The sequence below is a fragment of the Flavobacterium cryophilum genome (assembly GCF_048286555.1).
Taxonomy (GTDB): domain Bacteria; phylum Bacteroidota; class Bacteroidia; order Flavobacteriales; family Flavobacteriaceae; genus Flavobacterium.
This window is the reverse complement of sequence record NZ_JBLVPZ010000001.1, coordinates 76559-101747: the sequence shown is the minus strand read 5'-3', so window position 1 is coordinate 101747 and position 25189 is coordinate 76559. Positions and strand designations below refer to the sequence as shown.

The 25189-nt window shown below is 35.2% G+C and carries 22 protein-coding genes and 1 tRNA gene; 18 read left to right on the top strand and 5 right to left on the bottom strand.

Translation table 11 applies throughout. The features are described from left to right. Positions 1 to 20: 20 nt before the first annotated feature. The 5 genes from kbl (at position 21) to ACNQGJ_RS00490 (ending at position 6585) form a co-directional block, all read left to right on the top strand. Complete coding sequence (kbl, locus tag ACNQGJ_RS00510) at positions 21 to 1214, top strand: glycine C-acetyltransferase (RefSeq protein WP_417971149.1); 1194 nt, start codon at positions 21 to 23, stop codon at positions 1212 to 1214. Between the two features lie 133 nt (positions 1215 to 1347). Further along, positions 1348 to 2781 carry an OmpA family protein gene (locus ACNQGJ_RS00505; protein WP_417971151.1) on the top strand — a complete coding sequence of 478 codons (1434 nt, stop codon included), beginning with the start codon at positions 1348 to 1350 and terminating at the stop codon, positions 2779 to 2781. Positions 2782 to 2845: 64 nt separating this feature from the next. Continuing rightward, on the top strand, positions 2846 to 5611 hold the full coding sequence (locus ACNQGJ_RS00500; protein WP_417971153.1) for a PD-(D/E)XK nuclease family protein: 2766 nt from the start codon (positions 2846 to 2848) through the stop codon (positions 5609 to 5611). A gap of 54 nt (positions 5612 to 5665) precedes the next feature. Then, positions 5666 to 5917, top strand: coding sequence for a hypothetical protein (locus ACNQGJ_RS00495; protein ID WP_417971155.1), 252 nt, complete (start codon positions 5666 to 5668; stop codon positions 5915 to 5917). After that, on the top strand, positions 5914 to 6585 hold the full coding sequence (locus ACNQGJ_RS00490; RefSeq protein ID WP_417971157.1) for an ATP-binding cassette domain-containing protein: 672 nt from the start codon (positions 5914 to 5916) through the stop codon (positions 6583 to 6585). The genes ACNQGJ_RS00495 and ACNQGJ_RS00490 overlap by 4 nt, the downstream gene beginning before the upstream one ends. Here ACNQGJ_RS00490 and ACNQGJ_RS00485 read toward each other — a convergent pair. The 3 genes from ACNQGJ_RS00485 to ACNQGJ_RS00475 all read right to left on the bottom strand — a co-directional run bounded on the left by ACNQGJ_RS00485 (position 6582) and on the right by ACNQGJ_RS00475 (position 10281). Next, positions 6582 to 7364, bottom strand: a complete 783-nt coding sequence (locus ACNQGJ_RS00485; protein WP_417971159.1) for an alpha/beta fold hydrolase — start codon at positions 7362 to 7364, stop codon at positions 6582 to 6584. The genes ACNQGJ_RS00490 and ACNQGJ_RS00485 overlap by 4 nt on opposite strands. Before the next feature lie 423 nt (positions 7365 to 7787). Then, on the bottom strand, positions 7788 to 8588 hold the full coding sequence (locus tag ACNQGJ_RS00480) for a TIGR00266 family protein (RefSeq protein WP_417971161.1): 801 nt from the start codon (positions 8586 to 8588) through the stop codon (positions 7788 to 7790). A gap of 400 nt (positions 8589 to 8988) precedes the next feature. Further along, complete coding sequence (locus ACNQGJ_RS00475) at positions 8989 to 10281, bottom strand: aminopeptidase P family protein (protein WP_417971163.1); 1293 nt, start codon at positions 10279 to 10281, stop codon at positions 8989 to 8991. Between the two features lie 215 nt (positions 10282 to 10496). On the opposite strand from ACNQGJ_RS00475, the gene ACNQGJ_RS00470 reads away from it, so the two are divergent. The 6 genes from ACNQGJ_RS00470 (at position 10497) to ACNQGJ_RS00445 (ending at position 18580) form a co-directional block, all read left to right on the top strand. Next, the gene (locus ACNQGJ_RS00470) at positions 10497 to 13334 is read left to right on the top strand and encodes a WD40/YVTN/BNR-like repeat-containing protein (RefSeq protein WP_417971165.1); all 2838 of its coding nucleotides are present in this window, start codon (positions 10497 to 10499) and stop codon (positions 13332 to 13334) included. A gap of 351 nt (positions 13335 to 13685) precedes the next feature. After that, positions 13686 to 14351: a succinate dehydrogenase cytochrome b subunit gene (locus ACNQGJ_RS00465; protein WP_417971167.1), complete on the top strand. Its 666-nt coding sequence runs from the start codon at positions 13686 to 13688 to the stop codon at positions 14349 to 14351. Between the two features lie 12 nt (positions 14352 to 14363). Beyond that, the gene (locus ACNQGJ_RS00460; protein WP_417971169.1) at positions 14364 to 16364 is read left to right on the top strand and encodes a fumarate reductase/succinate dehydrogenase flavoprotein subunit; all 2001 of its coding nucleotides are present in this window, start codon (positions 14364 to 14366) and stop codon (positions 16362 to 16364) included. An 88-nt stretch (positions 16365 to 16452) separates the two neighbouring features. Further along, positions 16453 to 17199: a succinate dehydrogenase/fumarate reductase iron-sulfur subunit gene (locus ACNQGJ_RS00455; protein WP_417971171.1), complete on the top strand. Its 747-nt coding sequence runs from the start codon at positions 16453 to 16455 to the stop codon at positions 17197 to 17199. A gap of 122 nt (positions 17200 to 17321) precedes the next feature. Beyond that, positions 17322 to 17804, top strand: a complete 483-nt coding sequence (locus ACNQGJ_RS00450; RefSeq protein WP_417971173.1) for a hypothetical protein — start codon at positions 17322 to 17324, stop codon at positions 17802 to 17804. After that, complete coding sequence (locus ACNQGJ_RS00445) at positions 17804 to 18580, top strand: amidohydrolase (RefSeq protein ID WP_417971175.1); 777 nt, start codon at positions 17804 to 17806, stop codon at positions 18578 to 18580. Before ACNQGJ_RS00450 ends, ACNQGJ_RS00445 begins: the two co-directional genes overlap by 1 nt. Here the strand turns inward: ACNQGJ_RS00445 and ACNQGJ_RS00440 are convergent. Beyond that, the gene (locus ACNQGJ_RS00440) at positions 18577 to 20229 is read right to left on the bottom strand and encodes an Ig-like domain-containing domain (RefSeq protein WP_417971177.1); all 1653 of its coding nucleotides are present in this window, start codon (positions 20227 to 20229) and stop codon (positions 18577 to 18579) included. The two genes, ACNQGJ_RS00445 and ACNQGJ_RS00440, sit on opposite strands and share 4 nt — an antisense overlap. 210 nt (positions 20230 to 20439) lie before the next feature. Here ACNQGJ_RS00440 and mce point away from each other — a divergent pair, with 210 nt between their 5' ends. The 3 genes from mce (at position 20440) to ACNQGJ_RS00425 (ending at position 21441) form a co-directional block, all read left to right on the top strand. Continuing rightward, complete coding sequence (mce, locus tag ACNQGJ_RS00435) at positions 20440 to 20841, top strand: methylmalonyl-CoA epimerase (protein WP_417971179.1); 402 nt, start codon at positions 20440 to 20442, stop codon at positions 20839 to 20841. Positions 20842 to 20983: 142 nt separating this feature from the next. Further along, positions 20984 to 21057 (top strand) — tRNA-Ile (locus tag ACNQGJ_RS00430). Between the two features lie 156 nt (positions 21058 to 21213). Beyond that, on the top strand, positions 21214 to 21441 hold the full coding sequence (locus ACNQGJ_RS00425; RefSeq protein ID WP_417971181.1) for a hypothetical protein: 228 nt from the start codon (positions 21214 to 21216) through the stop codon (positions 21439 to 21441). 33 nt (positions 21442 to 21474) lie between these two features. Here ACNQGJ_RS00425 and ACNQGJ_RS00420 read toward each other — a convergent pair whose 3' ends face one another. After that, positions 21475 to 22062 carry a riboflavin synthase gene (locus tag ACNQGJ_RS00420; RefSeq protein WP_417971183.1) on the bottom strand — a complete coding sequence of 196 codons (588 nt, stop codon included), beginning with the start codon at positions 22060 to 22062 and terminating at the stop codon, positions 21475 to 21477. A 58-nt stretch (positions 22063 to 22120) separates the two neighbouring features. Here ACNQGJ_RS00420 and pdxA point away from each other — a divergent pair, with 58 nt between their 5' ends. From pdxA to ACNQGJ_RS00400, 4 genes are all read left to right on the top strand, one after another. Next, on the top strand, positions 22121 to 23170 hold the full coding sequence (pdxA, locus tag ACNQGJ_RS00415; protein ID WP_417971185.1) for a 4-hydroxythreonine-4-phosphate dehydrogenase PdxA: 1050 nt from the start codon (positions 22121 to 22123) through the stop codon (positions 23168 to 23170). Between the two features lie 85 nt (positions 23171 to 23255). Then, on the top strand, positions 23256 to 23798 hold the full coding sequence (locus ACNQGJ_RS00410) for a YceD family protein (protein ID WP_417971187.1): 543 nt from the start codon (positions 23256 to 23258) through the stop codon (positions 23796 to 23798). A 9-nt stretch (positions 23799 to 23807) separates the two neighbouring features. Further along, a complete protein-coding gene (gene rpmF, locus ACNQGJ_RS00405; protein WP_007137315.1) occupies positions 23808 to 24002 on the top strand; it encodes a 50S ribosomal protein L32 in 195 nt (64 codons plus the stop codon). 172 nt (positions 24003 to 24174) lie between these two features. Continuing rightward, the gene (locus tag ACNQGJ_RS00400) at positions 24175 to 25173 is read left to right on the top strand and encodes a beta-ketoacyl-ACP synthase III (protein WP_417971189.1); all 999 of its coding nucleotides are present in this window, start codon (positions 24175 to 24177) and stop codon (positions 25171 to 25173) included. Positions 25174 to 25189: the final 16 nt, after the last annotated feature.

Genomic DNA, 25189 nt, shown 5'->3' with positions numbered 1-25189 from the left:
CGAATTAAAAATACTGAATAATGTACGGAAAAATAAAAGAACATCTTACAGCAGAATTGCAAGCGATCGAAGATAATGGAATTTTCAAAAAAGAAAGAATTATCACGTCACCACAAGGAGCAGAAATTACTATTTCTACGGGAGAAACTGTTTTAAATTTTTGTGCCAATAATTATCTTGGATTATCATCGCATCCAGAAGTGATTCAGGCTGCAAAAGACGCTTTGGACACGCATGGTTTCGGAATGTCATCGGTACGCTTTATTTGTGGAACGCAGGATATTCACAAAACATTGGAAAGAAAGATCGCTGAATTTTATGGTACTGAAGATACAATTCTGTATGCCACAGCTTTTGATGCTAACGGAGGAGTTTTTGAGCCGTTATTAGGAGAAAATGACGCAATAATTTCAGATAGTTTGAATCACGCTTCCATTATAGATGGAGTTCGTTTGTGCAAAGCGGCTCGTTATCGTTATGAAAATAGCAATATGGAAGATTTGGAGCAACAATTAATTAAGGCTACTGAAGCTGGAACACGTTTCAAATTAATTGTTACAGATGGTGTTTTCTCGATGGATGGCGTTGTAGCTCCTCTGGATAAAATTTGTGATTTAGCTGATAAATATGACGCAATGGTGATGGTAGATGAATGTCATGCCGCTGGATTCATTGGTGCAACCGGAAAAGGAACGCTCGAGGCAAAAGGTGTAATGGGTCGTGTAGATATTATTACGGGTACCTTAGGAAAAGCACTTGGTGGTGCTATGGGTGGATATACCACTGCCAAAAAAGAAATTATCGAGCTATTGCGTCAACGATCCAGACCGTATTTATTCTCTAATTCTCTTGCGCCTGCAATTGTCGGTGCTTCCATAAAGGTATTTGAATTATTAGAAAAGGATACTTCGTTACGAGATACATTGGAATCAAATACTAATTATTTTAAAGAAGGAATGAAAAAAGCGGGTTTTGATATAATTGATGGTGATTCTGCGATAGTTCCCGTTATGCTATATGATGCAAAATTATCGCAAAAAATGGCGGATGAGCTGTTAAAAAAAGGAATTTACGTAATTGGTTTCTTTTTTCCAGTAGTTCCTAAAGATAAAGCGAGAATTAGAGTACAGTTATCTGCAGCACACACAAAAGCGCATCTAGACAAGGCTATCGCTGCTTTTGTTGAAGTTGGCAGAATGTTAAATGTTGTATAATTTTGAAATGAAGTTATATAATTTCCACTTTTGGCAGTTTTTATAAGTTTTTTTTAACATTTAGTTTTGTAGTTAAAAATTTACGCATTACTTTTGTTTATAATTAACTAAATTGTAATTAAATAAATTAAGTATGAAACATCTTAACAAACTTTTAGTTGCTGTAATGATGGTGATGGGACTAAGTTCTCATGCACAAGACAGCAACAATCCATGGGCACTCTCCTTTGGAGTAAATGCCGTTGACACTAAAACTAGTGCTGGTGGAGGAAATAATTGGCTAGATCAGCATTTTTCTCAGCCATTCGCAGTTAAAGACAACTGGAATATTCTTCCTTCAGTATCGTACCTTAGCGTATCTAGATATGTAGGTGATAATTTCTCATTTGGACTTTCTGGTTCTGTGAATAAAATTGATAAATATGTGAAATTCGCTCCAACTGCAGTTGGTCATGATTCACGTGGTTACGTAGTGTCTAATCCTGGAGACTTAATGTATTATGGTGTTGATGCAACTATTAAATATAGTTTCATGAATTTATTAAGTTCTAAAGTTATTGATCCGTCTCTATCTGTTGGTGGAGGTTATACTTTCTTCGGAGATAGTAGTTATGGAACTTTAAATCCAGGTGCTGGTTTAACTTTTTGGTTTACTGAAAACGTTGGACTTGAACTTGCTACAAAATATAAAAAATCTTTTGGTGATAGAGAAGATGCTTCTGGAACTCCAGATGCTCCATCACATTTTCAACATTCAGCTGGTCTTATCTTCAAATTTGGAGGTAAAGATACAGACGGTGATGGAATTTTTGATAAAGATGACGCTTGTCCAGAAGTTGCTGGTCTAAAAGAATTCAACGGATGTCCTGATACTGATGGAGATGGAATTCAAGACAGTGCTGATGCTTGTCCAGAAGTTGCTGGTTTAGCTGCATTGAACGGATGTCCTGATACTGACGGAGATGGAATTGCTGATAAAGATGATGCTTGTCCAGATGTTGCTGGTTCAGTTGCAATGAAAGGTTGTCCAGACGGCGACGGTGATGGAATTGCTGATAAAGATGACAAATGTCCAACTGTTGCAGGTCCTAAAGAAAATGCTGGATGTCCATGGCCAGACACTGACGGAGATGGTGTTCTAGACAAAGATGATAAATGTCCAGACGTAAGAGGTACTGTTGCTAATCAAGGTTGTCCAGAAGTTTCAGAAGAAGTTTTGATGAAATTAAATGAGTATAGTAGAACAATTTTATTTGATTCTGGAAAATCTACTTTCAAAAATGAAAGTTATACAATTTTACAATCAATCACTGCAATCTTAAAAGAATATCCTTATTCAAGATTCTTAATTGAAGGGCATACTGATAGTGATGGAAGTAATGAGCTGAATCAAACTTTATCTATGAATAGAGCTCATGCGGTTGAAAATTATTTGATTGAAAATGGAATTAATGCTGATAGATTACAGCATACAGGTTTTGGTGAGACTAAACCAATTGCAACTAATAAAACTGCAAAAGGAAAAGCAATGAACAGAAGAACTGAAATTTCTGTAATAAAAGAATAAATTTTTATAAAATATTTATGGAAAACGCCTCGATTTATCGGGGCGTTTTTTTTATTTTTATAAAATGACAAATACTTCTTTTTTAGATAAAATAGCCACCGTTTTAATTGAAAATTATTTAGACAATCTTCCCAATACGATTGTCGTTTTACCAAACAAACGAGCTAAAATATTCTTAATTGAAGCATTGAAAAATCAGGTCACAGCAAATATACTTTCGCCCGAAATTATAAGTATCGAAGATTTTGTTCAAACAATAGCCGGTATCCGCACTATAGATCCGATCGAACTACTATTCGAATTTTACGACGTATACTTATCAATTACCGATAAAGTAAACCAACAATCATTTGAATTGTTTGCCAATTGGGCCAAAACACTATTACAAGATTTCAATGAAATAGACCGCTATTTATTAGAACCATCGCATGTACTTTCGTATCTGAAGGATATTGAAGATATCAAAAAATGGGGAATTGAAGTCGAAAATAAAACTGCCTTGTTAGAGAAATATATTGATTTTTGGAAGTTGCTTCCTAATTATTATCAATCCCTTTATGCTCATTTATTGAATAAAGGAATCGGATATCAAGGACTCATTTATCGGGAGGCTGTAAAAAATATTAATCATTTTACAGATTCTATCAAAGACAAACAATTTGTTTTTGCTGGTTTTAATGCATTGAATGCCGCAGAAGAAAAAATAATTCAAAACCTTATTACTGCTAATCAAGCCAAAATATATTGGGATGTAGATCAAACCTTTCTCAATGATCCCTATCACGATGCAGGACTCTTTGTACGCCGTTTTAAAGAAAGTTGGAAGCATTATAAACTGCATCCGTTTGAATGGATTGTCAATGATTTTTCTCAGACTAAAAACATTCAGGTAATAGGAACACCCAAAACAATTGGTCAGGCCAAAATCGCGGGAAGTATCATCGAAAATGTCATCAAAGGAAATCCGGAAGGGAAACTTGATAAAGTGGCGATTGTCCTTGGTGAAGAAAATCTTTTGGTACCGCTGTTATATTCTTTACCGTCAACTGTTGGTGCTTTGAATATTACGATGGGGTATTCGAGTAAGAACAATCCAGCGCAGATTTTGATTGCCAAATTATTCAAAATGCATACGAATGCGTTGTCTAGAAATGCCAAAAGTTATGTGTTGTATTACAAAGATGTTTTGGATATTTTGACGCATCCTTTGGTGGAGCCTTATGCAAATACGAATGTATTAGTTAAGATCATTAATCAAAACAATTACACATTTATCACCCATCATAAATTGATGGAACTAAATGTAATTCCAAGCGAGTTATTTCTGTTGTTGTTCCAAAAATGGGAAAAGGGTTCCATTCCGGTATTAGAGACTATTTCTACATTATTGCAAACAATAAAAGAAAATTTAAGCAACGACAACGAAGAAGAAAAAATCACCAAGTCTTTTGTTTTTGCCATTTTCAAAGTCATCAATAAACTAATTAATTATTATTCGAAGCACCTACATATTGATAAAATAGAAACGCTTTATGCCATTTACAAACAAGTAATTGATTTGGCCGAAGTTTCTTTTGAAGGAGAACCTTTAAATGGTTTGCAGATTATGGGCGTGTTGGAAAGCCGTGTTTTGGATTTTGATACTGTTATTGTCACTTCGATGAATGAAGGCAAGTTTCCGGCTGGTAAATCACAGAATTCTTTCATTCCGTATGATGTGAAACGCGAATTGGGCTTGCCCACATTTAAAGAAAAAGATGCTATTTATACCTATCATTTTTATCATTTATTACAAAGAGCAAAGAATATCTATTTAATTTATAATACGGAAAGCGAAGGTTTGGATGCGGGTGAAAAAAGCCGATTCATCACGCAACTGGAAGTCGAAAGGCAAAAAAATCATGCTTTATCACACGAAATTTACAATGCAGTTTTACCCGAAACAGCCTATCAACCGATGGTAATCCCAAAGTCAGAAAGTGTAATGCTTCGATTGAAAGAAATTACAGAAAAAGGGTTCTCCCCATCGGCATTGACGAGTTATATCCGAAATCCGATTCAGTTTTATTTCCAGAAGATTTTGCGCATCAGTGAAGTCGAAGAAGTTGAAGAAAATATTGCCTTAAATACCTTGGGAACCATTATTCACGAAACTTTAAAGGTTTTATACGAGCCTTTCATCGGTAAATTCATTTCTGAAAGTGATATTTTAAAGTGTTTCGAGCAGATTGATGCTGAGGTCTTAAAACAATTCAAATTAGTTTACAAAGAAGGCGAAATTAAAAAAGGACGAAATTTGTTGGCTTTTGAAGTCGCCAAACGAAATGTTTCGAATTTCCTGAAAGTAGAATTGGAAAGCATCAAGAATGGCGACGCAATAAAAATCATTGCTTTGGAAAAAACTTTTGAGCGGCCCTTACAACATCCTAATCTGCCTTTCCCGGTATTGATAAAAGGAAATGTGGATCGAATTGAAGAACGTAACGGAATCATTCGAATTATCGATTATAAAACCGGAAAAGTAGAAAAAGCAAGTGTCACTTTGAAATCATGGAAAGGATTAACAGAAGAAATTAAAAGCGATAAAATCATTCAGGTACTCGCGTATGCTTATATGTATGAGCACGAAGCGAAAGGAAAACCAATTGAAGCAGGAATTATCTCTTTCAAGAATTTAAAAGCTGGCTTTCTTCCGTTTAATTTCAAAGAAGATAAAGAAATAAATTCAATTATAGATGAGCAAATTTTGTGTAACTATCTCGAACAAATGGTTCTTTTATTGAGTGAGATTTTAGATCAGACTATTCCGTTTCAGGAGAAAATAATTTAAACAAAAATAACAATCAGAAAATTAGCCAACATCTTTGAGTTTTACAAAAGCACCGTGACGATAAACGTTTCAATAACTGTTTTGGCGTGGGTTTTTGGAGGTTTTGAAACTTCTAAATACGTTCTTATTATTTTTGGATTTTTGATTAGTATTTTGATAAAAGAAGTAAATGCTAAAAATGAATACCTGTTTTATTACAATAACGGAGTTTCTAAATTGCAGTTGTTCGTGTATGGTTTTTTAATGAATTTTGTTTTTTCGATGGTGCTGATTTTAGTTATTAACGAAGTATTGAAATTCCTATGACAAAGAGTGTTTTAGAAGTGGATAGCGTTCAAAAGCAATATGATGGAAAAATCATAGTTTCTGATGTGTATTTAAAATGTGAAACGGCTGATATTATTGGTGTTCTAGGAAGAAATGGTTCCGGTAAATCGACCTTGTTGAAAATCATTTTCGGAATTGTTTCTGCCGATTTTAAATTTGTTCGCGTGGATGGCGTTGTGAAATCAAAAACCAGCGATTTGCTAAACGAAATCAGCTATTTGCCTCAAGATAATTTTATTCCAAATTCATTTTCGATAAAAAAGACAATTCTATTGTCTATTACCAAAGAGAAATTACAGGAATTTTATGCCGATGAAATGATCCAATCGATGCTGAACAAAAAAATAAAGCATTTGTCGGGGGGAGAATTACGGTATTTAGAAATTAAATTAATCCTGAACAATGCGTCAAAATTTGTTTTGTTGGATGAGCCTTATAATGGTTTGTCGCCCCTGATGATTGAAAGGATAAATGAGTTAATCACTGCAATGTCCAGTCAAAAAGGCATTATTATCACGGATCATAGTTATGAAAATGTGATTAAAGTTTCCACAAAACTAGCGTTGATGAAAGAAGGCAAAATGCACCACTTAAAAGACAAAAGCGAATTGGTGGAAAAAGGGTATTTGAAATCTGGAATGATTTAAATGCTTTTAAAAAAAGCCAACAACACGGTCAATAATTGATCTTGATTCTCAATATGAGTCATGTGTCCGTCGGGAAAAGTCACCAATTTGACAGTCGTATTTTCGATTTGCTCTTTGGTTTCTTCGTAATTTAAAACAGAATCTTTTTCGCCCAGAATTATTAATTTTGGGTAGGGTGTAAGATGCAACAACACTTCCCGATCTTGTCTTATTTTCATTCCTTCGAGTGAGGCAACGATTCCTTGAAGCGGTGTTTTTAATGCTTCTCTTTTTACGCTTTCTATTTCTGATGAAAGTCGTTCTCTGTTAGATTCACTGAATAAATTTGCGATGGATAGCGAAACAAAATTTATAAAAGATAGTTTTACTGCTTTGATTGCTCGGTCCCGATTTATTTTTCGCTCCTCGCTGTCGGCTCTTGCGGTCGAGTTTAATAAAACAAATCCTTTTATCGTGTCGGGATATAATTCGGCGAAAGCCAAAGCGACGTAACCTCCCATAGAATGTCCGACAAAAACGGCCTTTCGGATGCGCAGATCCGATAAAACAGCATGAACTGCATCCGCATTATCTTCCATCGTTTGTATGTAACTCAAACATTCCGTTGCGCCATGTCCCAATAAATCTATAGTAATAACGCGGTTTTTTTTAGCAAGCTCCGGAATATAAAAATCCCACATACCTTTGTTCTCCAAGAAACCATGAAGCAAGACAATAGCAGTTCCTTTCCCGGTATCGGAGTAGGAGATGTTGGTGTTTTTAAAGAGGATTTGTTTCAAAATGAAAATTTAGACTACAAAAATACCATTTTATTTTTTTATGCTTTTGCATTATTGTAACCGTTTAAAATGGTTGCCATGAATTACGCAAAAAAACACGAAGTAAAAATCGGAAAAATCGTTATAGAGAATAATTAAACAAAATGTGTTTTTAAACCCTATAAGAAATATAATACCATTTCATCTATAAATTTACTGGAATAAATTCGATATGATTCTGTCAGGTTGAGCGCAGTCGAAACCCTTTTTTAACAACTCATGTGCTCAAATGAATCTCGACTGCGCTCGATTTGACATAAAAATCAAACCAGTATTTTCAAAGATGAAATGGTATAAGTTCATTTAAAAATTACTACTATGTCCTTATATTTCTTATATGGTTTAAAAAAAACGGCAACCATTTCTGAAAGCCGTTTATAAAAATTAAAATCGTCTGTCGCCATCAAGTAAACTTCCCAATCCGCCTAATAAACTGCCTTCGTCGCGACTGTTTCCTCCAGCTCTCGGAGCAGATGCGATGATTCTGTCGGCGAGTCGGCTGAAAGGCAAGGATTGTACATAAACTGTTCCCGGACCACGTAGTGTGGCGTAAAATAAACCTTCACCACCAAAGACGGAATTCTTGATTCCACCAATAAATTCAATGTCATAATCGACATCTTTAGTAAAACCTACGATACAACCTGTGTCGACTTTTAGGACTTCGCCTGCTGCTAATTCTTTTTTGGCTAATGTTCCGCCGGTATGCACAAACGCCAGACCGTCGCCTTCTATTTTTTGCATTATGAAACCTTCACCACCAAAAAGTCCACGACCCAGTTTTTTAGAGAATTCGATTCCCACAGAAACGCCTTTAGCGGCGCAGAGAAAGGCATCTTTCTGGCAAATGAATTTTCCGCCAAATTGCGTTAAGTCAATTGGGATAATTTTTCCGGGATATGGTGAGGCAAAGGAAACTTTGCTTTTGGTAGTATTTTGATTGATGAACGCGGTCATGAAAAGACTTTCGCCGGTCAAAACTCTTTTTCCGGCACTTAAAAGTTTGCCGAATAATCCGCTTTCTTGTCCGGAACCGTCTCCAAAAATGGTTTCCATTTGAATATTATTGTCCATCATCATAAAACTTCCGGCTTCGGCAATTACAATTTCCTGTGGGTCCAGTTCTATTTCCACATATTGCATTTCCTCGCCGTAAATGTGGTAGTCTATTTCGTGTGCTTGCATAATTTCTATATTTTAAGTTTTTGTTTAAAAGATTTTTACCATTAAGAAACTAAGTTTCATTTAGAATCAGAGCTTAATTTTTCTTAATTACTTAATGGTTTAAATTATTTATAAAATATGTTTTACAAAATATCCATTGTTTTTAAATAAGTCGGAAGGGTGTTTATAAAGTTACAGCTTTAAGATGGATTTTGGAATTGATGTTTTGGAATTATAAATTTTCTCGTTGAAGCGCGCAAGGGATAATAGCGGAAAGCCCACAGCACCGCATTTTTTTTACGGTGCGAGGACTTGTAGCGAATAGCCCGACGCAGCTGGAGTTCACGGAGGCTGGGTTGCGCCCAAAAAAAAATCGGTTTACATTGCTGTAAACCGATTTGGGTAAATGTATTTTAAGAAATTAACGATTCATTAATTCTTCGATTTCGTCTACTTCAATTGGGATGTTGCGCATCATGTTGAATGGTTCGCCGCTTTCCTGAACGATGATGTTGTCCTCCAGACGGATTCCGAAACCTTCGGCAGGAATATAAATTCCCGGCTCCACAGTGAAAACCATATTGGCTTGCATGGGTTCGGTCAGGATTCCATAATCGTGCGTGTCGAGTCCCATGTGGTGGGAAGTTCCGTGCATGAAATATTTTTTGTAAGCGGGCCATTCCGGTTTTTCGTTTTGTACATCGGCTTTGTCAATAAGGCCCAAACTTAGCAATTCAGAAGTCATTAATTTTCCAACTTCGATATGGTATTGTTTCCAAAGTGTACCTGTTGTCAGCATTTTTGTCGCTTCGTTCTTTACCCGCAACACGGCATTATACACTTCTTTTTGTCTTTCGGTATACGTTCCTGAAACCGGAATGGTTCGCGTCATGTCACTGGAATAGTTCGCATATTCAGCCGCAACATCCAGTAAAATCAAATCACCTGCTTTGCATTGTTGGTTGTTTTCGATGTAGTGCAACACATTGGCATTATTTCCGGAAGCAATAATTGGTGTGTAGGCAAAACCTCTGGAACGGTTGCGAATGAACTCGTGAATTAGCTCGGCTTCAATTTCGTATTCGGTAACATTTGGTTTCACGAAAGGCAATAATCTTCTAAAACCGAGTTCCGTAATGTTACAGGCTTTTTGGATTAAATCCAATTCTTCGGTCTCTTTTACAGAACGTAGGCGTTGCAATATTGGATTGCTTTTTGCAACAGCATGTGCCGGATATTTCTCTTTCCACCATTTTACAAAACGGGCTTCGCGAGTTTCGGTTTCTACAGTAGCGCGGTAATGCTCGTTGGTATTGATGTAAATCGTGTCAGCGTGCGTCATCATTTCGAATAAGACTTTTTCAAATTCCTGCAACCAATACACAGTTCTGATTCCTGTTACTTCAAAAGCACGTTCTTTAGTCAGTTTTTCACCTTCCCAAATGGCAATGTGTTCGCTGGTTTCTTTCAGGAATACTATTTCTCTTTGATGCTCGTAAGGCGCATCTGGGAAAAGCAATAAAATGCTTTCTTCCTGATCGACTCCGCTCAGATAAAAGATGTCGCGGTGTTGTGCAAAAGGCAACGAACTATCCGCAGAAATGGGATAAATATCATTAGAATTGAAAATGGCAACGCTTTTTGGCTTCATCTGAGCCATGAATTTTGCTCTGTTTTTTATAAATAAATCTCGGTCAATTTGATTGTATTTCATTTGTTGATTTTAATTGTTTTTTATGGGTCAAGTGTAATTTGCAGAGCGCTAATATTGGTTTTGAGGTCATTTCTAGCTACGCTCATTTCATTACACTTCGTTTAATATATTGAATATTCAAAAATACTAACTTTGAGAGAAACGGATGTTAATTACACTATAAAATTTTCAGATAACTATTTTTATGATTAATTTTCCAAATCAAATCAAATTACATGAAAAAAATAGTACTCTTTTCGGCTCTTATTTTACAAAGTGTCTCTTGGGGACAAGTTTCTGCTGAAGCGTTTCAGCAATCATTGGAAGCTAAAAATAGAATGGAGAAACAATCTCTTTTTCAAAATGTTACTTTCGAAAATGTGGGTCCAACGGTGATGAGCGGCAGAGTGGTGGATGTAGATGTAAATCCGGAAAATCCAACCGAATTTTATGTGGGCTATGCTTCGGGTGGACTTTGGTACACGAATAATAACGGAATGAGTTTTTTGCCAGTTATGGATGCGGCGCCTACGCAAAATGTGGGTGATATTGCTATAGACTGGAAACGAGGCACAATTTGGGTAGGAACTGGCGAGGTCAATTCGTCGCGATCGTCTTATGCTGGAATTGGAATTTTGAAATCTGAAGACAAAGGAAAGTCTTGGCAAAATATGGGATTGCACGACAGCCATCACATCAGCAGAATCCTGATAAATCCGTCAAATCCAGATGAAGTTGTTGTGGGTGCAGTGGGTCATTTGTATTCGAAAAATGAAGAACGAGGAATTTATAAAACGACTAATGGCGGAAAAACGTGGCAAAAAACACTTTATATCAATGATGAAACGGGGATTATAGATGTGGCAGTTTCGCCAAAAAATTTCAAAATTCAGTATGCAGCTTCTTGGAGTAAAGACAGAAAAGCGTGGGATTTTATAGGAAGTGGCGCTACTTCGGGAATTTATAAAAGTGAAGATGCAGGATTGACATGGAAGCTTTTTACAAACGCTGAAAGCGGTTTTCCTGTTGGTGAAGGCGTTGGCCGTATTGGTTTAGCAGTGTATGATGATGAAAACGTGTACGCCATTTTGGACAACCAATTTAAAAGACCTTTACAATCCAAAAAAAGTAATTCGTTACCAGTTGCGTTTTCTATGCCGGGAGATGAATTCTTAAAATTACCCAATAAAAGTTTGAATTCTATTTTAAAGAATTACGGTTTAACTGAAAAATACAGGGCCGAAAATATTAAACATTGGGTTCAAAACGGGTATTTACAACCAAACGAAGCTGCCAAAGTAGTTTTGGATGCGATAAATAGTTTAGCAGAAACAGAAGTTATCGGAGCCGAAGTGTATAAATCAAATAACGGAGGGAAAAGCTGGACAAAGACCCATCAGGATTTTATCGATGATTTCTTTTATTCGTACGGGTATTATTTCAGTGTTATTTCTGTTGATCCCAATGATGTCAATAAAATTTATTTATCAGGTGTACCCATTATAAAATCAAATGATGGCGGAAAAACATTTACATCCATTAGCGAAGAGAATGTTCACTCGGATCATCACGTTGTTTGGGTTAACCCAAATAAATCAGGACATTTAATCAATGGAAATGATGGGGGTTTGAACATTTCGTATGATGATGGAGCGCATTGGGTAAAAAGTAATTCGCACAGCGTGAGCCAGTTTTACGCAGTGAATGTGGATGAGCAAGAACCGTATAATATCTATGGCGGCATGCAGGATAACGGCGTTTGGGTAGGGCCAAGTGATTATAAATATTCTTCGGAATGGTATCAAACCGGAAAATATCCATACGAAAATTTGATGGGTGGTGACGGAATGCAGACTCAAATAGACAAGAGGAATCCTAATATTGTTTTTACAGGGTTTCAATTTGGGAATTATTACAGAATTGATCGCGCCACTAAAAAGCGGGAGTATATTTCTCCAAAGTCAAAAAAGGATGAAAAGCCTTTTCGATTCAATTGGCAAACGCCTATTTTATTGTCTTCACACAATCAGGATATTTTGTACATGGGATCTAATTTCTTACATCGTTCGATGAATCAAGGTCAGACTTGGACTGCTATTTCGCCTGATTTAACGCAAGGAGCAAAAGAAGGGAATGTTGCTTTTGGAACAATTGCTGTTATCAGTGAAAGTACTTTGCAGTTTGGGTTACTCTACACAGGAAGTGACGATGGACTGATTCAAGTATCGAAAGATGGCGGTGCGACTTGGAACAAAATTTCAGAAAATTTACCTCAAAATCGCTGGGTTTCGAGAGTTGTGGCTTCGGCTCATAAGAAAGAAAGAGTGTATGCGACTTTGAACGGATATCGAAATGATGATTTCGCCAGTTATGTTTATATGTCAGATGATTTTGGTCAAACTTGGAAAAATATCGCCAATAATTTGCCTGTAAGTCCCGTGAATGTGATCGTGGAGGATAATGTCAACGAGAATATTTTATATCTGGGAACGGATAACGGATTGTATGTTTCGTTAAATAGAGGAATATCTTGGGATGATTTTTCAAACGGAATTCCAAACGTGGCGGTTCACGATGTAGTGATTCAAAAGAAAGCAAAAGATTTAGTGGTAGGAACTCACGGTCGATCCGTTTATAAAGTCAATTTGGATCAAGTGCAACAATTGAATGACAAAGTTGTTGCGGAAAATATTCATATTTTTGAACTAAAAAAGATAAAAAAATCAAAAGAATGGGGGAACAGCTGGAGTTCTTGGGCTAAAGCTTCAGAGCCAAAAGCAGAGATTTGGTTTTATTCGGATGGAGATGCAGAAGTGCTTTTGCAAATTGAGAACAGCTTGAAAGAAGTCGTTTATTCTCAGAAAGTGAAGGCTGTAAAAGGATTGAACAAACACATTTATGATCTTTCTATAACAAAAACAACAGCTGATAATTGGAAAAAGAAAGACAAAAAACTAAAATTGGAACCAGCTAAAAACGGCAAATACTACCTTCCGATTTCTGTGAATACAATCAGTATTGAAAAAGGGAAAAAGAAAGTCGTTACGGACCTTACCATTATCGAATCAAAATAAGTAGTCATTCTTATTTTTAAAACAAAAAACACGATTTCATTTGAAATCGTGTTTTTTTATGGTTGTTATATTCTAAAATTGGGCTTCGTAACATACCGAACTTAAATGCTATTTGATCTTCAATGTTGAGATTAATTTTATACATTATTTCATTTTTTTTTATTTAAGTTTTTTTTGTTTATTGTTTAACTATTTTTAGGTCGTTTCTGGATTTGTATTTGATATTTAAGGATTTCTTGGTGATTTATGGAAAACACTTTAAAATCATTATAAATAACGGCAAAAAGGTTGTGGTTCCTGTCAAATTGCTTTATTTTTGTATAATTTTCTAATACAAATTATATAAATCTTATGGCAAAATCTGCATTATTGAAATCGTCAATAGCAAAAAAAGTAGCTATGGCACTTTCAGGACTTTTTTTGGTGTTGTTTCTAGCACAGCATTTTTTTATCAATATGACATCGGTGTTTAGTTCCGATACTTTTAACTCAATATCTCATTTTATGGGAAATAATCCTCTAATTCAATATGTTTTTCAGCCAATTTTAATTTTTGGTGTAGTTTTCCACTTTATCATGGGTATTGTTTTGGAAATCAAAAACAATAGGGCCAGACCAATCTCTTATGCTAAGAATAATGGAGCGGCTAATTCTTCTTGGGCTTCAAGAAATATGATTATTTCTGGGGCAGTTGTCTTAGCTTTCTTAGGATTACATTTTTACGATTTTTGGGTTCCTGAAATGGTGTACAAATATGTAGAAGTTAATCCGTTGGATGAATCAAGGTATTTTCATGAATTAGTTGCCAAATTTGAAAGCCCAGTTCGCACTATTTTATACTGTATATCATTTTTATTGTTGTCACTGCACTTGTGGCATGGTTTCAATTCCTCCTTTCAGTCAGTAGGTTTTAATAATAAATATTCAAAATCGTTGCATACATTAGGATATGCTTTTGCAATTGTAGTTCCTTTTGGTTTCATTTTCATTGCATTATTTCATCATTTTAATCATTAATATTAAATTATAATGGCATTAGATTCAAAAATTCCTACAGGTTCAATTTCGGACAAATGGACAAATTATAAAGATCATATTAATTTAGTAAATCCAGCTAACAAACGTAATTTAGATATTATTATAGTTGGTACAGGTTTGGCTGGAGGTTCTGCTGCTGCAACTTTAGCAGAACTAGGCTATAACGTAAAAGCTTTTTGCTTTCAAGATTCACCACGTCGTGCACACTCAATAGCTGCACAAGGTGGAATTAACGCTGCAAAAAACTATCAAGGAGACGGGGATTCCACGTTCCGTTTGTTTTATGATACTGTAAAAGGGGGCGATTATCGCGCTCGTGAAGCAAACGTGCACCGTTTGGCTGAAGTCTCTGCGAATATTATTGACCAATGTGTGGCGCAAGGTGTTCCATTGGCTCGAGAATATGGCGGATTGTTAGATAACCGTTCTTTTGGTGGAACTTTGGTTTCCAGAACTTTTTACGCGAAAGGACAAACAGGACAACAACTTTTATTAGGGGCTTATTCAGCAATGAATCGCCAGATTGGCCGTGGAAAAATAAAAATGCACAACCGTCACGAAATGCTGGATTTAGTAATCGTGAACGGGAAAGCAAGAGGAATTATCGCCCGTAACTTAGTTACTGGAGAAATCGAAAGACATTCTGCTCACGCTGTTGTTATTGCTTCTGGAGGGTACGGAAATGTATTTTTTCTTTCTACCAATGCAATGGGAAGTAACGCCACCGCGGCTTGGAAAATCCACAAAAAAGGTGCTTTCTTCGCAAATCCTTGTTACACACAAATTCATCCAACTTGTATTCCAGTTTCAGGAGATCACCAATCGAAATTGACATTAATGTCCGAATCGTTGCGTAATGATGGGCGTATTTGGGTTCCTGCAAAAATGGAGGATGCCAAAGCGATTCGGGACGGTATAAAGAAACCAACGGATTTGTCTGAAGCAGAACGCGATTATTACTTGGAAAGAAGATACCCAGCTTTTGGAAATCTTGTTCCTCGTGATGTTGCTTCACGTGCTGCTAAAGAGCGTTGTGATGCTGGTTTTGGTATCAATAAAACAGGTGAAGCTGTTTACCTTGATTTTGCTTCAGCAATACAACGTTACGGAAAAGAACAAGTTTACGTTAAAGGTTTAGATTTGAATGATGTTCAATTAATCATTAAATTAGGAACAGAAGTTGTTGCTAACAAATATGGTAATCTATTCCAGATGTATGAGAAAATTGTTGACGAAAATCCATATTCAACTCCAATGATGATTTACCCGGCGGTTCATTATACCATGGGAGGAACTTGGGTTGATTATAACTTGCAAACTACTATTCCAGGATGTTTCTCTATCGGGGAATCTAATTTCTCTGACCACGGAGCAAACAGGCTTGGAGCTTCTGCCTTGATGCAAGGTTTAGCTGATGGATATTTTGTGTTGCCATATACTATTGGAGATTATTTATCACCAGATATTAAAATGGGTGCTATTTCTACAGATTTGCCTGAATTTGCTGCTGCTGAAAAAGTGGTGAAAGATCAAATCGAAAAATTCATGAACAATAAAGGAACACAATCCGTTGATTATTTCCATAAGAAATTAGGAAAAATCATGTGGGACAAAGTTGGAATGGCTCGTAATGCAAAAGGATTAAATGAAGCGATTGTAGAAATTGCTGCTTTGCGCGAAGAGTTTTATAATGAAGTAAAAGTTCCTGGTGATGCGAATGGTTTTAATCAAGAATTGGAAAAAGCGACTCGTGTTGCCGATTTCCTTGAATTGGGAGAATTATTCGCTAAAGATGCGTTACATCGTAATGAATCTTGTGGCGGACATTTCCGTGAAGAATATCAGACAGAAGAAGGTGAAGCGCAACGTGATGATGAGAATTTCGCTTATGTAGCTGCCTGGGAGTACACTGGAAAACCAAGTGAAGCTGTTTTACACAAAGAGCCATTGGTATTTGATAACGTGAAATTAGTTCAAAGAAGTTATAAATAATTCAGTCTAATGTCTACTGTCTTAAAGTCAAATGGCGCAATGTCAATCGACTTTCGACTTTCGACTTTATGACTTTCAAACTAAAAATATGAAACTTACATTAAAAATATGGCGTCAGAAAAATGCCGCTGCAGAAGGAAAAATAGTTGAATATCCGATAGATCATATTGAACCAGACATGTCGTTTCTTGAGATGCTTGACATTTTGAATGACGAACTAATCATGAAAGGGGATGAGCCAGTTGCGTTTGATCATGATTGTCGCGAAGGAATTTGCGGAATGTGTTCTTTGTATATCAATGGTGAAGCTCATGGACCGGATCGAGCTGTCACAACATGTCAATTGCACATGAGAATGTTCAAGGATGGAGATACCATTTTTATTGAGCCATTTAGAGCGAAAGCTTTTCCAGTAATTAAAGATTTAGTGGTTGACAGAAGTTCTTTTGACAGAATTCAACATGCTGGAGGATTTATATCTGTAAACACCTCAGGAAATACAATTGACGCCAATACAATTCCTATAAACAAGGAAGATGCTGATGATGCATTTGATGCAGCAACATGTATTGGTTGCGGAGCTTGCGTTGCGAGTTGTAAAAACTCATCGGCTATGTTGTTTGTTGCTGCCAAAGTCTCTCAATATGCTTTGTTGCCACAAGGAAAAGTTGAAGCTACTGATAGAGTTTTAAATATGGTTAACCAAATGGATGCGGAAGGTTTTGGGAACTGTACCAATACTGGCGCTTGTGAAGTGGAATGTCCAAAAGGGATTTCTTTGGAAAACATTGCCAGAATGAATAGAGAATATTTATCTGCGAGTTTGAAAGGATAATAAGTTGGTCTTAAAGTCTAAGGTCGAAAGCTCAAAACATACAACTAAGAAACGCATTCAATGTAAAAGTTGAATGCGTTTTTTTTTTTTTTTATCTTTGATTTTTGAATTAAATTATCATTATGAAAGTAAGCAATTATTTTATAAAAAAAACTGTTATTTTGATAGTATTCCTGTTTTCTGGGTTTATTTCTTTGGCACAAAAAAACAGTATTGAATTAATAAACAAACAGACAGGTGAAACAAAATTAATAGAGGAGAATAAAAGAATAAAAATTAAAATAAGTAGTGGAAGAAAATTAATAGGTAAATTTAGAGTCGTCGATGATAAAACAATTAGAATCAGAGATTTTTTTTTATCTATGGACTCAATCACTATGGTTAGAAGACGACCAATTGTTTTAACAGTTTTGTCTGATTTGTTAATTGTCAGTAGTGCTAGCTTTATTGTAATGATTAGTCCTGAGGCTAAAAACAATCCTTTTGCAGCTGTGGTAATTCCTCCAGTAATATTAATAGGAGGAGCAGGTCTTCTAATGCCTAATATTCCCAAAAAAAATAAAAAGGATAAGTGGCGATTTCAAATAAAATTAAATGATAAATAATGAAAGTTACCCTAATCCAATCGGCTTTAATTTGGGAAAGCCCAAAAGCCAACCGAAAGTATTTCGAAGAAAAAATAAATTCCATTTCTGAAAATGCGGATTTGATTGTATTGCCGGAAATGTTTACGACGGGCTTTACGATGAATCCAGAGAATGTTGCTGAAACAATGCAAGGCGAAACGGTAACGTGGCTTAAAGCATTGGCAAAAGCCAAAAAAAGCGCCATCACCGGAAGTGCTGTAATTAAAGAAAACGATAATTTCTATAATAGGATGTTGTTTGTTTTTCCATCAGGAGAAATTCAGTTTTATGATAAAAAACATTTATTTACGTTGGCTGGGGAAGATAAAGTGTACACCAGCGGAACACAAAAAGGTATCGTCAATTATTTAGATTGGAAAATTTGCCTGCAGGTATGTTATGATTTACGATTTCCTGTTTTTTCCAGAAATTCAGAGGATTATGACTTGTTAATTTATGTGGCGAGTTGGCCAAAAATAAGGACCAATGCTTGGGATGCTTTGTTGAAAGCGCGAGCGATAGAAAATATGAGTTATGCAATAGGGGTTAATAGAATAGGAACCGATGCCAATGGTTATGAATACATTGGACACTCACAAGCGGTCGATTTTCTTGGAAATTATGTGTTGGAACCAGAAGAATCTGAAAGTTTTTTTATAGTAGTATTAGACAAAGAAAAAATGTTAGAAACCCGACAAAAATTAGGCTTCTTAAACGACAGAGATTCTTTTGAAATAAAAAATATACGGCTCTAGTTTTTCTTATCTGTTTTCTTTTTAGGTTCCGGGCTGTAGGGTAAGCTCAAGTCAAATATCTCTTCCCAGTCAAAATTAGCATGTAGATTTATTTCTTTAGAAGAATAGATTACTTCCTCAGCCTGACGTTTTTCTAAATAATTACCGGAATCCCATTCCTTATTTTTATTGGTGTCATAAATTACCCGAAGCGAAAATACAGAAGGTTCCAGTAAGTTGAAATCGACTGTAGTGCCATTTTCCGAATATTCAGAGGCTAAAATATCGCCTTTGGAGTTAGTGAGTTCCACGATGATGGGAAATTGTTTTACGTTTTGTAATAACACCCTTAGATTTGCCGTTTCAGAATAGCTTCTTGTATTTAATTTATAGGTCAAAGTATCGTTTGACTTTTCGAAAAAATCTGTTAACGCTCCAGGTAAAATTTCAAAACTGTAATTTTCTGAAGGTTCTTTTTTAAAGTCAAAATATAGTTTTTGATTAAATTCGTCATATTCAGTGGTAAAAGGCACTATGGTTTTCGCATTGTTGGTCAAATTTATTTTAGAATTCTCAATACGAATTAATGGAGTGGAGCTTTCTATTGTAAAGCGCTCCCTGAAGTCTAAGCTGCCGGATTGTACGGCAGAGATGCTTAAAGTGTCCTTTTTCTGGTCTTTTATTTTAAAGGTGAAATTAGTTTCGTATTTATCTCTGGTTACAGCCAAAGTTAGCGAATCTACTTTGATGGGTTTATACCAAATTTGGAGGGAATCCTTTTTGGGGAATTTAGTAATGATGTTGGATAGAACTTCACTATTGTTTTTCAAGATTAATTTTGGTCGGGCAGCAGCTGAATTTACAGCACCTTCATATGCCAACAACAATTTGTTTCCAGACGCTTGACTTGGTTTGAAAGTTTTAAAAGGAAGTGTTTCTTTAAATAATTCCAACTCGTAAAGAGTGTCGTTTGGAATAGTAATGAACTGCTTGCTAAATCCTATTTTATCTGTTTTTGGATTGTATTTGTTATTGCTGTTGTAATCTTTCAAAGCTATAAGTAAGTATTTTCCCGCTCTTAAATTCTCAAAATGAAATGTCTTCAAACTGTCTAATGTGTTCGTTACATATCTGGGGTTTTCAGTATAGACTATAGAATCTTTAAAAGTGTCATTCACGTCATATAGCATAACCGAAACGAATGATTCAACTTCTTTGTCATATGCGCTTTTTACAGTTCCGCCAAGACTTAAAGAGTCAATATAATCACCAGTTGAAAACACGTATTTGAATTGATTTAGCGGATTTCCTTCGTTGTTGTCAGCGATGCTTTGTCCAAAATTGAAGCTGTACGTGGTGTTTGGTTGTAATGTATCCTTAATTTTTATTGTAATCGTTTTGCTTGGCGTAGTAGGCAGAATTAATGGTTCGTATTTCATTGGTGGTGAAATAATCAATTGCTTTTTAAGGTTTTTAAGTTTAATGTTCTCATCAAAAACTAGTTTGATCTCATTTTCTTTGAAGTTTTTGCTAAAATTTTCCGGAAAACTTACTTTTAAAACGGGTGCAATGGTATCCTTTAAACCGCCAGTGATGGAGCCTCTTTTTGCACATCCAACACAAATTAAAAGCAATAGAAATAAGGTGTATTTTAAATTGTTTTTCAACATATCAAATCATAATTAGAATCTACAAAATAACAATTATAATTCATGCAATCGAAATTTTTTATAGAATTATTATGAGCGATTTAATTCAGCTTACTTTTTAGAATACTGCGCTTTTTTTTGTTTTTAATGTTTAATTTTACATCAAATAAACGGCGTTGCCGCTGGCTGACTGCTTCAATCTAAAACTAACGTTGAATTGATAAATAAATAATGAGAAAAATAGAACATATAGGTATTGCTGTTAAAAACTTAGAAGTCTCAAATTTAGTTTTCGAAAAACTCTTTGGCGCTCCAGCGTATAAATTTGAAGATGTAGAAACCGAAGGAGTAACCACTTCTTTTTTCAGGAATGGACCCAATAAAATTGAGCTTCTTGCCGCAACGAATCCAGAAAGTCCCATCGCTAAATTTATAGAAAAAAAGGGAGAAGGGATTCACCATATTGCTTTTGATGTTGATGATATTTTTTCAGAAATAGCGCGTTTGAAAAAGGAAGGATTTATAGTCTTGAATGAAATCCCTAAAAAAGGTGCTGATAATAAGCTGGTTGCTTTTTTACATCCAAAAAGCACAAACGGTGTTTTGATTGAATTGTGTCAAGAAATAAAATAATTTAAATGCAGATAAAGCGGTAGTATTCTAATATTCAGTTGGTTTCTGATTCAAATAATTTAATAATTAAACTATATTAAAATCTAAGTCAAAAATATTTGGAGCAAATGAAAAATAGTAGTAATATTGCACATTCTTAACCGGTCCTATAGCTCAGCTGGTTAGAGCACCTGACTCATAATCAGGTGGTCCCTGGTTCGAGCCCAGGTGGGACCACGAAAAACCCCTCATATCAATTGATACTGAGGGGTTTATTTTTTTATTTAAAATTAAATTAAGTAAAAAACGTATCTTTGTATTTTAGGAATAAGTATTTCCTGTGAAAGGTTTGATTGATTTTTTTATTTTAATAAATTACTATTTTTGAAACCGATGAAAATTGAGTCAAATAATGTTTGTTTTTTAATCATTTTCCTTTTCGGGTTTATGCATGCTTTTGCAGGCTCTGGGGATGCTAGTCCTCCTGCACCTACAGCTAAAAAAGTGCCGCCTCCTGGATTATCTATTGATGGCAATAGTATTGTAATACTGATAGTTGCCTTGTTATTTGGAATTTATATCATTTACCTTAATTATATAAAAACAAAAAACACTATTTAAATAGTGTTTTTTGTTTTTATATAATTAAGGATATTATTTGTTAGTGTAGAGTCTGGAAACGTATTTGCCAATTACATCAAATTCAAGATTTATTTTTGTGCCAACTTTAAAGGTTTTGAAATTAGTGTGCTCATGTGTATATGGGATTATGGCTACACTAAACTGATTATTTTTAGAATTTACTACGGTTAAACTTACTCCATTTACAGTAATTGAACCTTTTTCGATAGTAATGTTGTTTAGTTTTTCATCGTATTCAAAGGTGTAAAGCCAGCTTCCGTCGGTTTGTTCTGCGGTGATGCAGGTTCCTATTTGATCCACGTGTCCCTGAACAATGTGTCCGTCAAGTCTGTCGCCAAGTTTCATCGCTCTTTCTAAGTTAACGCTGTCTCCGACTTTCCAATTGGCTAAATTTGTTTTTTTTATTGTTTCGTCTATGGCGGTCACGGTATAAAAATTGTCTTTGATTGAGACGACTGTAAGGCAGATTCCGTTATGGGCAACGCTTTGGTCAATTTTTAGTTCGCTGGTAATCGATGTATTCATCGTTATGTGGACATTACTGTTCTCTTTTTTTATTTCTTGTATGAGACCAAGGGTTTCTATAATTCCTGTAAACATTTCTTGTTTTATTTTACTAAATTTGCACTTCAAAATTAGCAATAAATAACGTTAGGTCATGATGAAAAAAGCAGAAAATATAATCGTTGGGATTTCTATAGGAGATTTAAATGGTATTGGAAGCGAAGTTGTTTTAAAAACATTCGAGGATTCTCGTATGTTAGAGTTATGTACTCCTGTTATCTTTGCTAATGTTAAGTTGCTGTCTTTTGTAAAGAAAAGTTTTCAATCTACTTCATTATTGCACGGAATTGACAAACTGGATCAAATTATACCTGGTAAGATTAATGTTTTAAATCTATGGAGAGAAGGTTTGGACTTGAATGCTGGAGTAAATGATCCTAAGGCAGGTGAATATGCAATAAAATCATTTGTTGCGGCTACCAAAGCTTTAAAGGATGGTGTTGTAGATGTGTTAGTTACAGCGCCAATAAATAAGTTCAACATTCAGTCCAAAGAATTTAAATTTCCGGGACATACGGATTATTTAGACCAAGAGCTGGAGGGGAATGCACTTATGTTGATGGTACAGGATAATTTAAGAATAGGGCTTTTGACAGATCATATTCCGGTGAGAGAGGTGGCTTCTCATCTTACTGAAGAGTTGATAATAAGAAAAATAGAAACGATTAAGCAATCATTGATACAGGATTTTAGTATTAATAAACCCAAGATAGCTGTTTTGGGATTGAATCCGCATTGTGGAGATGGTGGCGTTATTGGTACCGAAGATGATTTAATTATAAAGCCAACATTGAAAAAGATTTTTGATAAGGGAACCTTGGTGTTTGGTCCTTTTGCGGCTGATGGTTTTTTTGGAAGCAATCAATACGAGAAGTATGATGCTGTTATAGCGGCCTATCACGATCAGGGATTGATTCCTTTTAAAACATTGTCTTTTGGTAATGGAGTGAATTATACGGCGGGTTTGAGTAAAATAAGAACTTCCCCGGATCACGGTACTGCTTATGATATAGCGGGAAAAGGAACGGCTGATTTCAACTCATTTAAAGAAGCAGTCTACCTTGCAATTGATATTTATCATTCGAGAAATCATTATGCTGAAATCAGTGTAAAGCCATTAAAAACAAAAGAAAAACAGTTGTGAACAAAAAAAAGTGAATAACATTATTAGATTTGCAATAATTTTATATCTTTGCACTCCCGAAGTTTAGGGTCAAATTGTTGTTGAAATGAATAAGACAAAAGAATTTTTAATTCCTTTTATAGGATTAAAGCTAGGAAAACATCATTTTGAGTATCAAATAAACAATTCGTTCTTTGAAATCTTTGATTATAATGAATTTCAAAATTCAAACATCAAAGTAAATGTAGTTTTAGAGAAAAAAAGTACGCTGATAGAGTTAAGTTTTAAGCATAAAGGAACGGTAAATGTTCCCTGTGATTTGACAAGCGAAGATTTTGACTTGCCCATTAAAGGCGAAATGAAATTGATTGTTCGTTTTGGCGAGGATTATAATAATGACAATGAAGAATTGTTGATTTTACCTCATGGAGAGTTTGAAGTGGATATTGCACAGTATATCTATGAAATGATAGTGTTGTCAGTGCCTCTAAGACGGGTTCATCCCGGAGTTAAAGATGGAAGTTTAAAAACCGAAGCCTTGACTAAACTAAATGAACTGAAAGTAAAAGAAGAAAAAAAAGAGAATAAACAAGAAGAAAATATTGACCCGCGTTGGGACAAATTAAAGCAACTATTAACGGATAAATAATATAGTAAAATGGCGCATCCTAAGAGAAAAATCTCCAAAACAAGAAGAGATAAAAGAAGAACACATTACAAAGCTACTGTAGCGCAGATTGCTACTTGTCCTATTACAGGAGAAGCGCATTTATACCACAGAGCATACTGGCACGAAGGTAAAATGTATTACAGAGGGCAAGTTGTTATAGATAAATCTGTAGCTGTTGCTTAATACATTTTTGTAAATGGTATTCGAACTCTCACATCGTGAGAGTTTTTTTGTTGTTTATAATTTTCATTAAATAAGAAGTTCCAAAGCAATGAAAATGGAATTTTTTTTTGTAATTTTCAAGTCTTTTAAAAATTTTTCAAATGGCGACATTTGACAAAAATAATCGCATATAATGAATACAATTACAGCCGCAATAACCGCTGTTGGAGCCTATGTGCCAGACTTTGTGTTAACAAACAAAGCTCTTGAGGCCATGGTTGAGACCAATGACGAGTGGATAACCTCTCGAACAGGAATAAAAGAAAGAAGAATCCTCAAAGACGAAGGTAAAGGAACTTCTTTTTTAGCCATAAAAGCTGCACAAGATTTATTAGCTAAAGCCAATATTGACCCTATGGAAATAGACTTGTTGATAATGGCAACTGCAACACCAGACATGCCAGTAGCTTCAACAGGCGTATATGTAGCAACTGAAATAGGAGCCTTAAATGCTTTTGCATATGATTTGCAAGCAGCTTGTTCCAGCTTCTTATTTGGGATGTCAACAGCAGCAGCTTACATAGAATCTGGAAGATACAAAAAAGTATTATTAATAGGAGCTGATAAAATGTCTTCTATAGTAGATTACACTGATAGATCAACTTGTATCATTTTTGGAGATGGTGCTGGAGCGGTATTATTTGAACCTAATTATGAAGGATTAGGATTGCAAGACGAGTATTTACGCAGTGATGGAATCGGAAGAGATTTTTTAAAAATTGATGCCGGTGGTTCCTTACTTCCCGCCACTTACCAAACGGTAAAAGATAATAAACACAATATTATCCAAGACGGAAAAACGGTATTTAAATATGCGGTAACCAATATGGCAGATTCAAGTGAATTAATTTTGAAAAGAAATAATTTGACGAATGACGATGTAGATTGGTTAGTTCCTCATCAAGCCAACAAACGTATTATCGATGCAACCGCAAATAGAATGAATTTAGAAGAGTCTAAAGTGTTAATGAATATTGAAAAATATGGAAACACAACTTCTGCGACCTTACCATTAGTTCTTAATGACTTTGAACATTTATTCAAAAAAGGTGATACGATAATTTTGGCCGCTTTTGGAGGTGGATTCACTTGGGGATCTATTTATCTAAAATGGGCATACGATAAAAAATAAATTTAAACTAAAAACA

What these genes read in the sequence shown, in the direction of transcription:
- kbl (WP_417971149.1), top strand. Translation starts at nt 21, where the DNA reads ATGTACGGAAAAATAAAAGAACATCTTACAGCAGAATTGCAAGCGATC.
- ACNQGJ_RS00505 (WP_417971151.1), top strand. Translation starts at nt 1,348, where the DNA reads ATGAAACATCTTAACAAACTTTTAGTTGCTGTAATGATGGTGATGGGA.
- ACNQGJ_RS00500 (WP_417971153.1), top strand. Translation starts at nt 2,846, where the DNA reads ATGACAAATACTTCTTTTTTAGATAAAATAGCCACCGTTTTAATTGAA.
- ACNQGJ_RS00490 (WP_417971157.1), top strand. Translation starts at nt 5,914, where the DNA reads ATGACAAAGAGTGTTTTAGAAGTGGATAGCGTTCAAAAGCAATATGAT.
- ACNQGJ_RS00480 (WP_417971161.1), bottom strand. Translation starts at nt 8,588, where the DNA reads ATGCAAGCACACGAAATAGACTACCACATTTACGGCGAGGAAATGCAA.
- ACNQGJ_RS00475 (WP_417971163.1), bottom strand. Translation starts at nt 10,281, where the DNA reads ATGAAATACAATCAAATTGACCGAGATTTATTTATAAAAAACAGAGCA.
- ACNQGJ_RS00470 (WP_417971165.1), top strand. Translation starts at nt 10,497, where the DNA reads ATGAAAAAAATAGTACTCTTTTCGGCTCTTATTTTACAAAGTGTCTCT.
- ACNQGJ_RS00465 (WP_417971167.1), top strand. Translation starts at nt 13,686, where the DNA reads ATGGCAAAATCTGCATTATTGAAATCGTCAATAGCAAAAAAAGTAGCT.
- ACNQGJ_RS00460 (WP_417971169.1), top strand. Translation starts at nt 14,364, where the DNA reads ATGGCATTAGATTCAAAAATTCCTACAGGTTCAATTTCGGACAAATGG.
- ACNQGJ_RS00455 (WP_417971171.1), top strand. Translation starts at nt 16,453, where the DNA reads ATGAAACTTACATTAAAAATATGGCGTCAGAAAAATGCCGCTGCAGAA.
- ACNQGJ_RS00450 (WP_417971173.1), top strand. Translation starts at nt 17,322, where the DNA reads ATGAAAGTAAGCAATTATTTTATAAAAAAAACTGTTATTTTGATAGTA.
- ACNQGJ_RS00445 (WP_417971175.1), top strand. Translation starts at nt 17,804, where the DNA reads ATGAAAGTTACCCTAATCCAATCGGCTTTAATTTGGGAAAGCCCAAAA.
- ACNQGJ_RS00440 (WP_417971177.1), bottom strand. Translation starts at nt 20,229, where the DNA reads ATGTTGAAAAACAATTTAAAATACACCTTATTTCTATTGCTTTTAATT.
- mce (WP_417971179.1), top strand. Translation starts at nt 20,440, where the DNA reads ATGAGAAAAATAGAACATATAGGTATTGCTGTTAAAAACTTAGAAGTC.
- ACNQGJ_RS00425 (WP_417971181.1), top strand. Translation starts at nt 21,214, where the DNA reads ATGAAAATTGAGTCAAATAATGTTTGTTTTTTAATCATTTTCCTTTTC.
- ACNQGJ_RS00420 (WP_417971183.1), bottom strand. Translation starts at nt 22,062, where the DNA reads ATGTTTACAGGAATTATAGAAACCCTTGGTCTCATACAAGAAATAAAA.
- pdxA (WP_417971185.1), top strand. Translation starts at nt 22,121, where the DNA reads ATGATGAAAAAAGCAGAAAATATAATCGTTGGGATTTCTATAGGAGAT.
- ACNQGJ_RS00410 (WP_417971187.1), top strand. Translation starts at nt 23,256, where the DNA reads ATGAATAAGACAAAAGAATTTTTAATTCCTTTTATAGGATTAAAGCTA.
- rpmF (WP_007137315.1), top strand. Translation starts at nt 23,808, where the DNA reads ATGGCGCATCCTAAGAGAAAAATCTCCAAAACAAGAAGAGATAAAAGA.
- ACNQGJ_RS00400 (WP_417971189.1), top strand. Translation starts at nt 24,175, where the DNA reads ATGAATACAATTACAGCCGCAATAACCGCTGTTGGAGCCTATGTGCCA.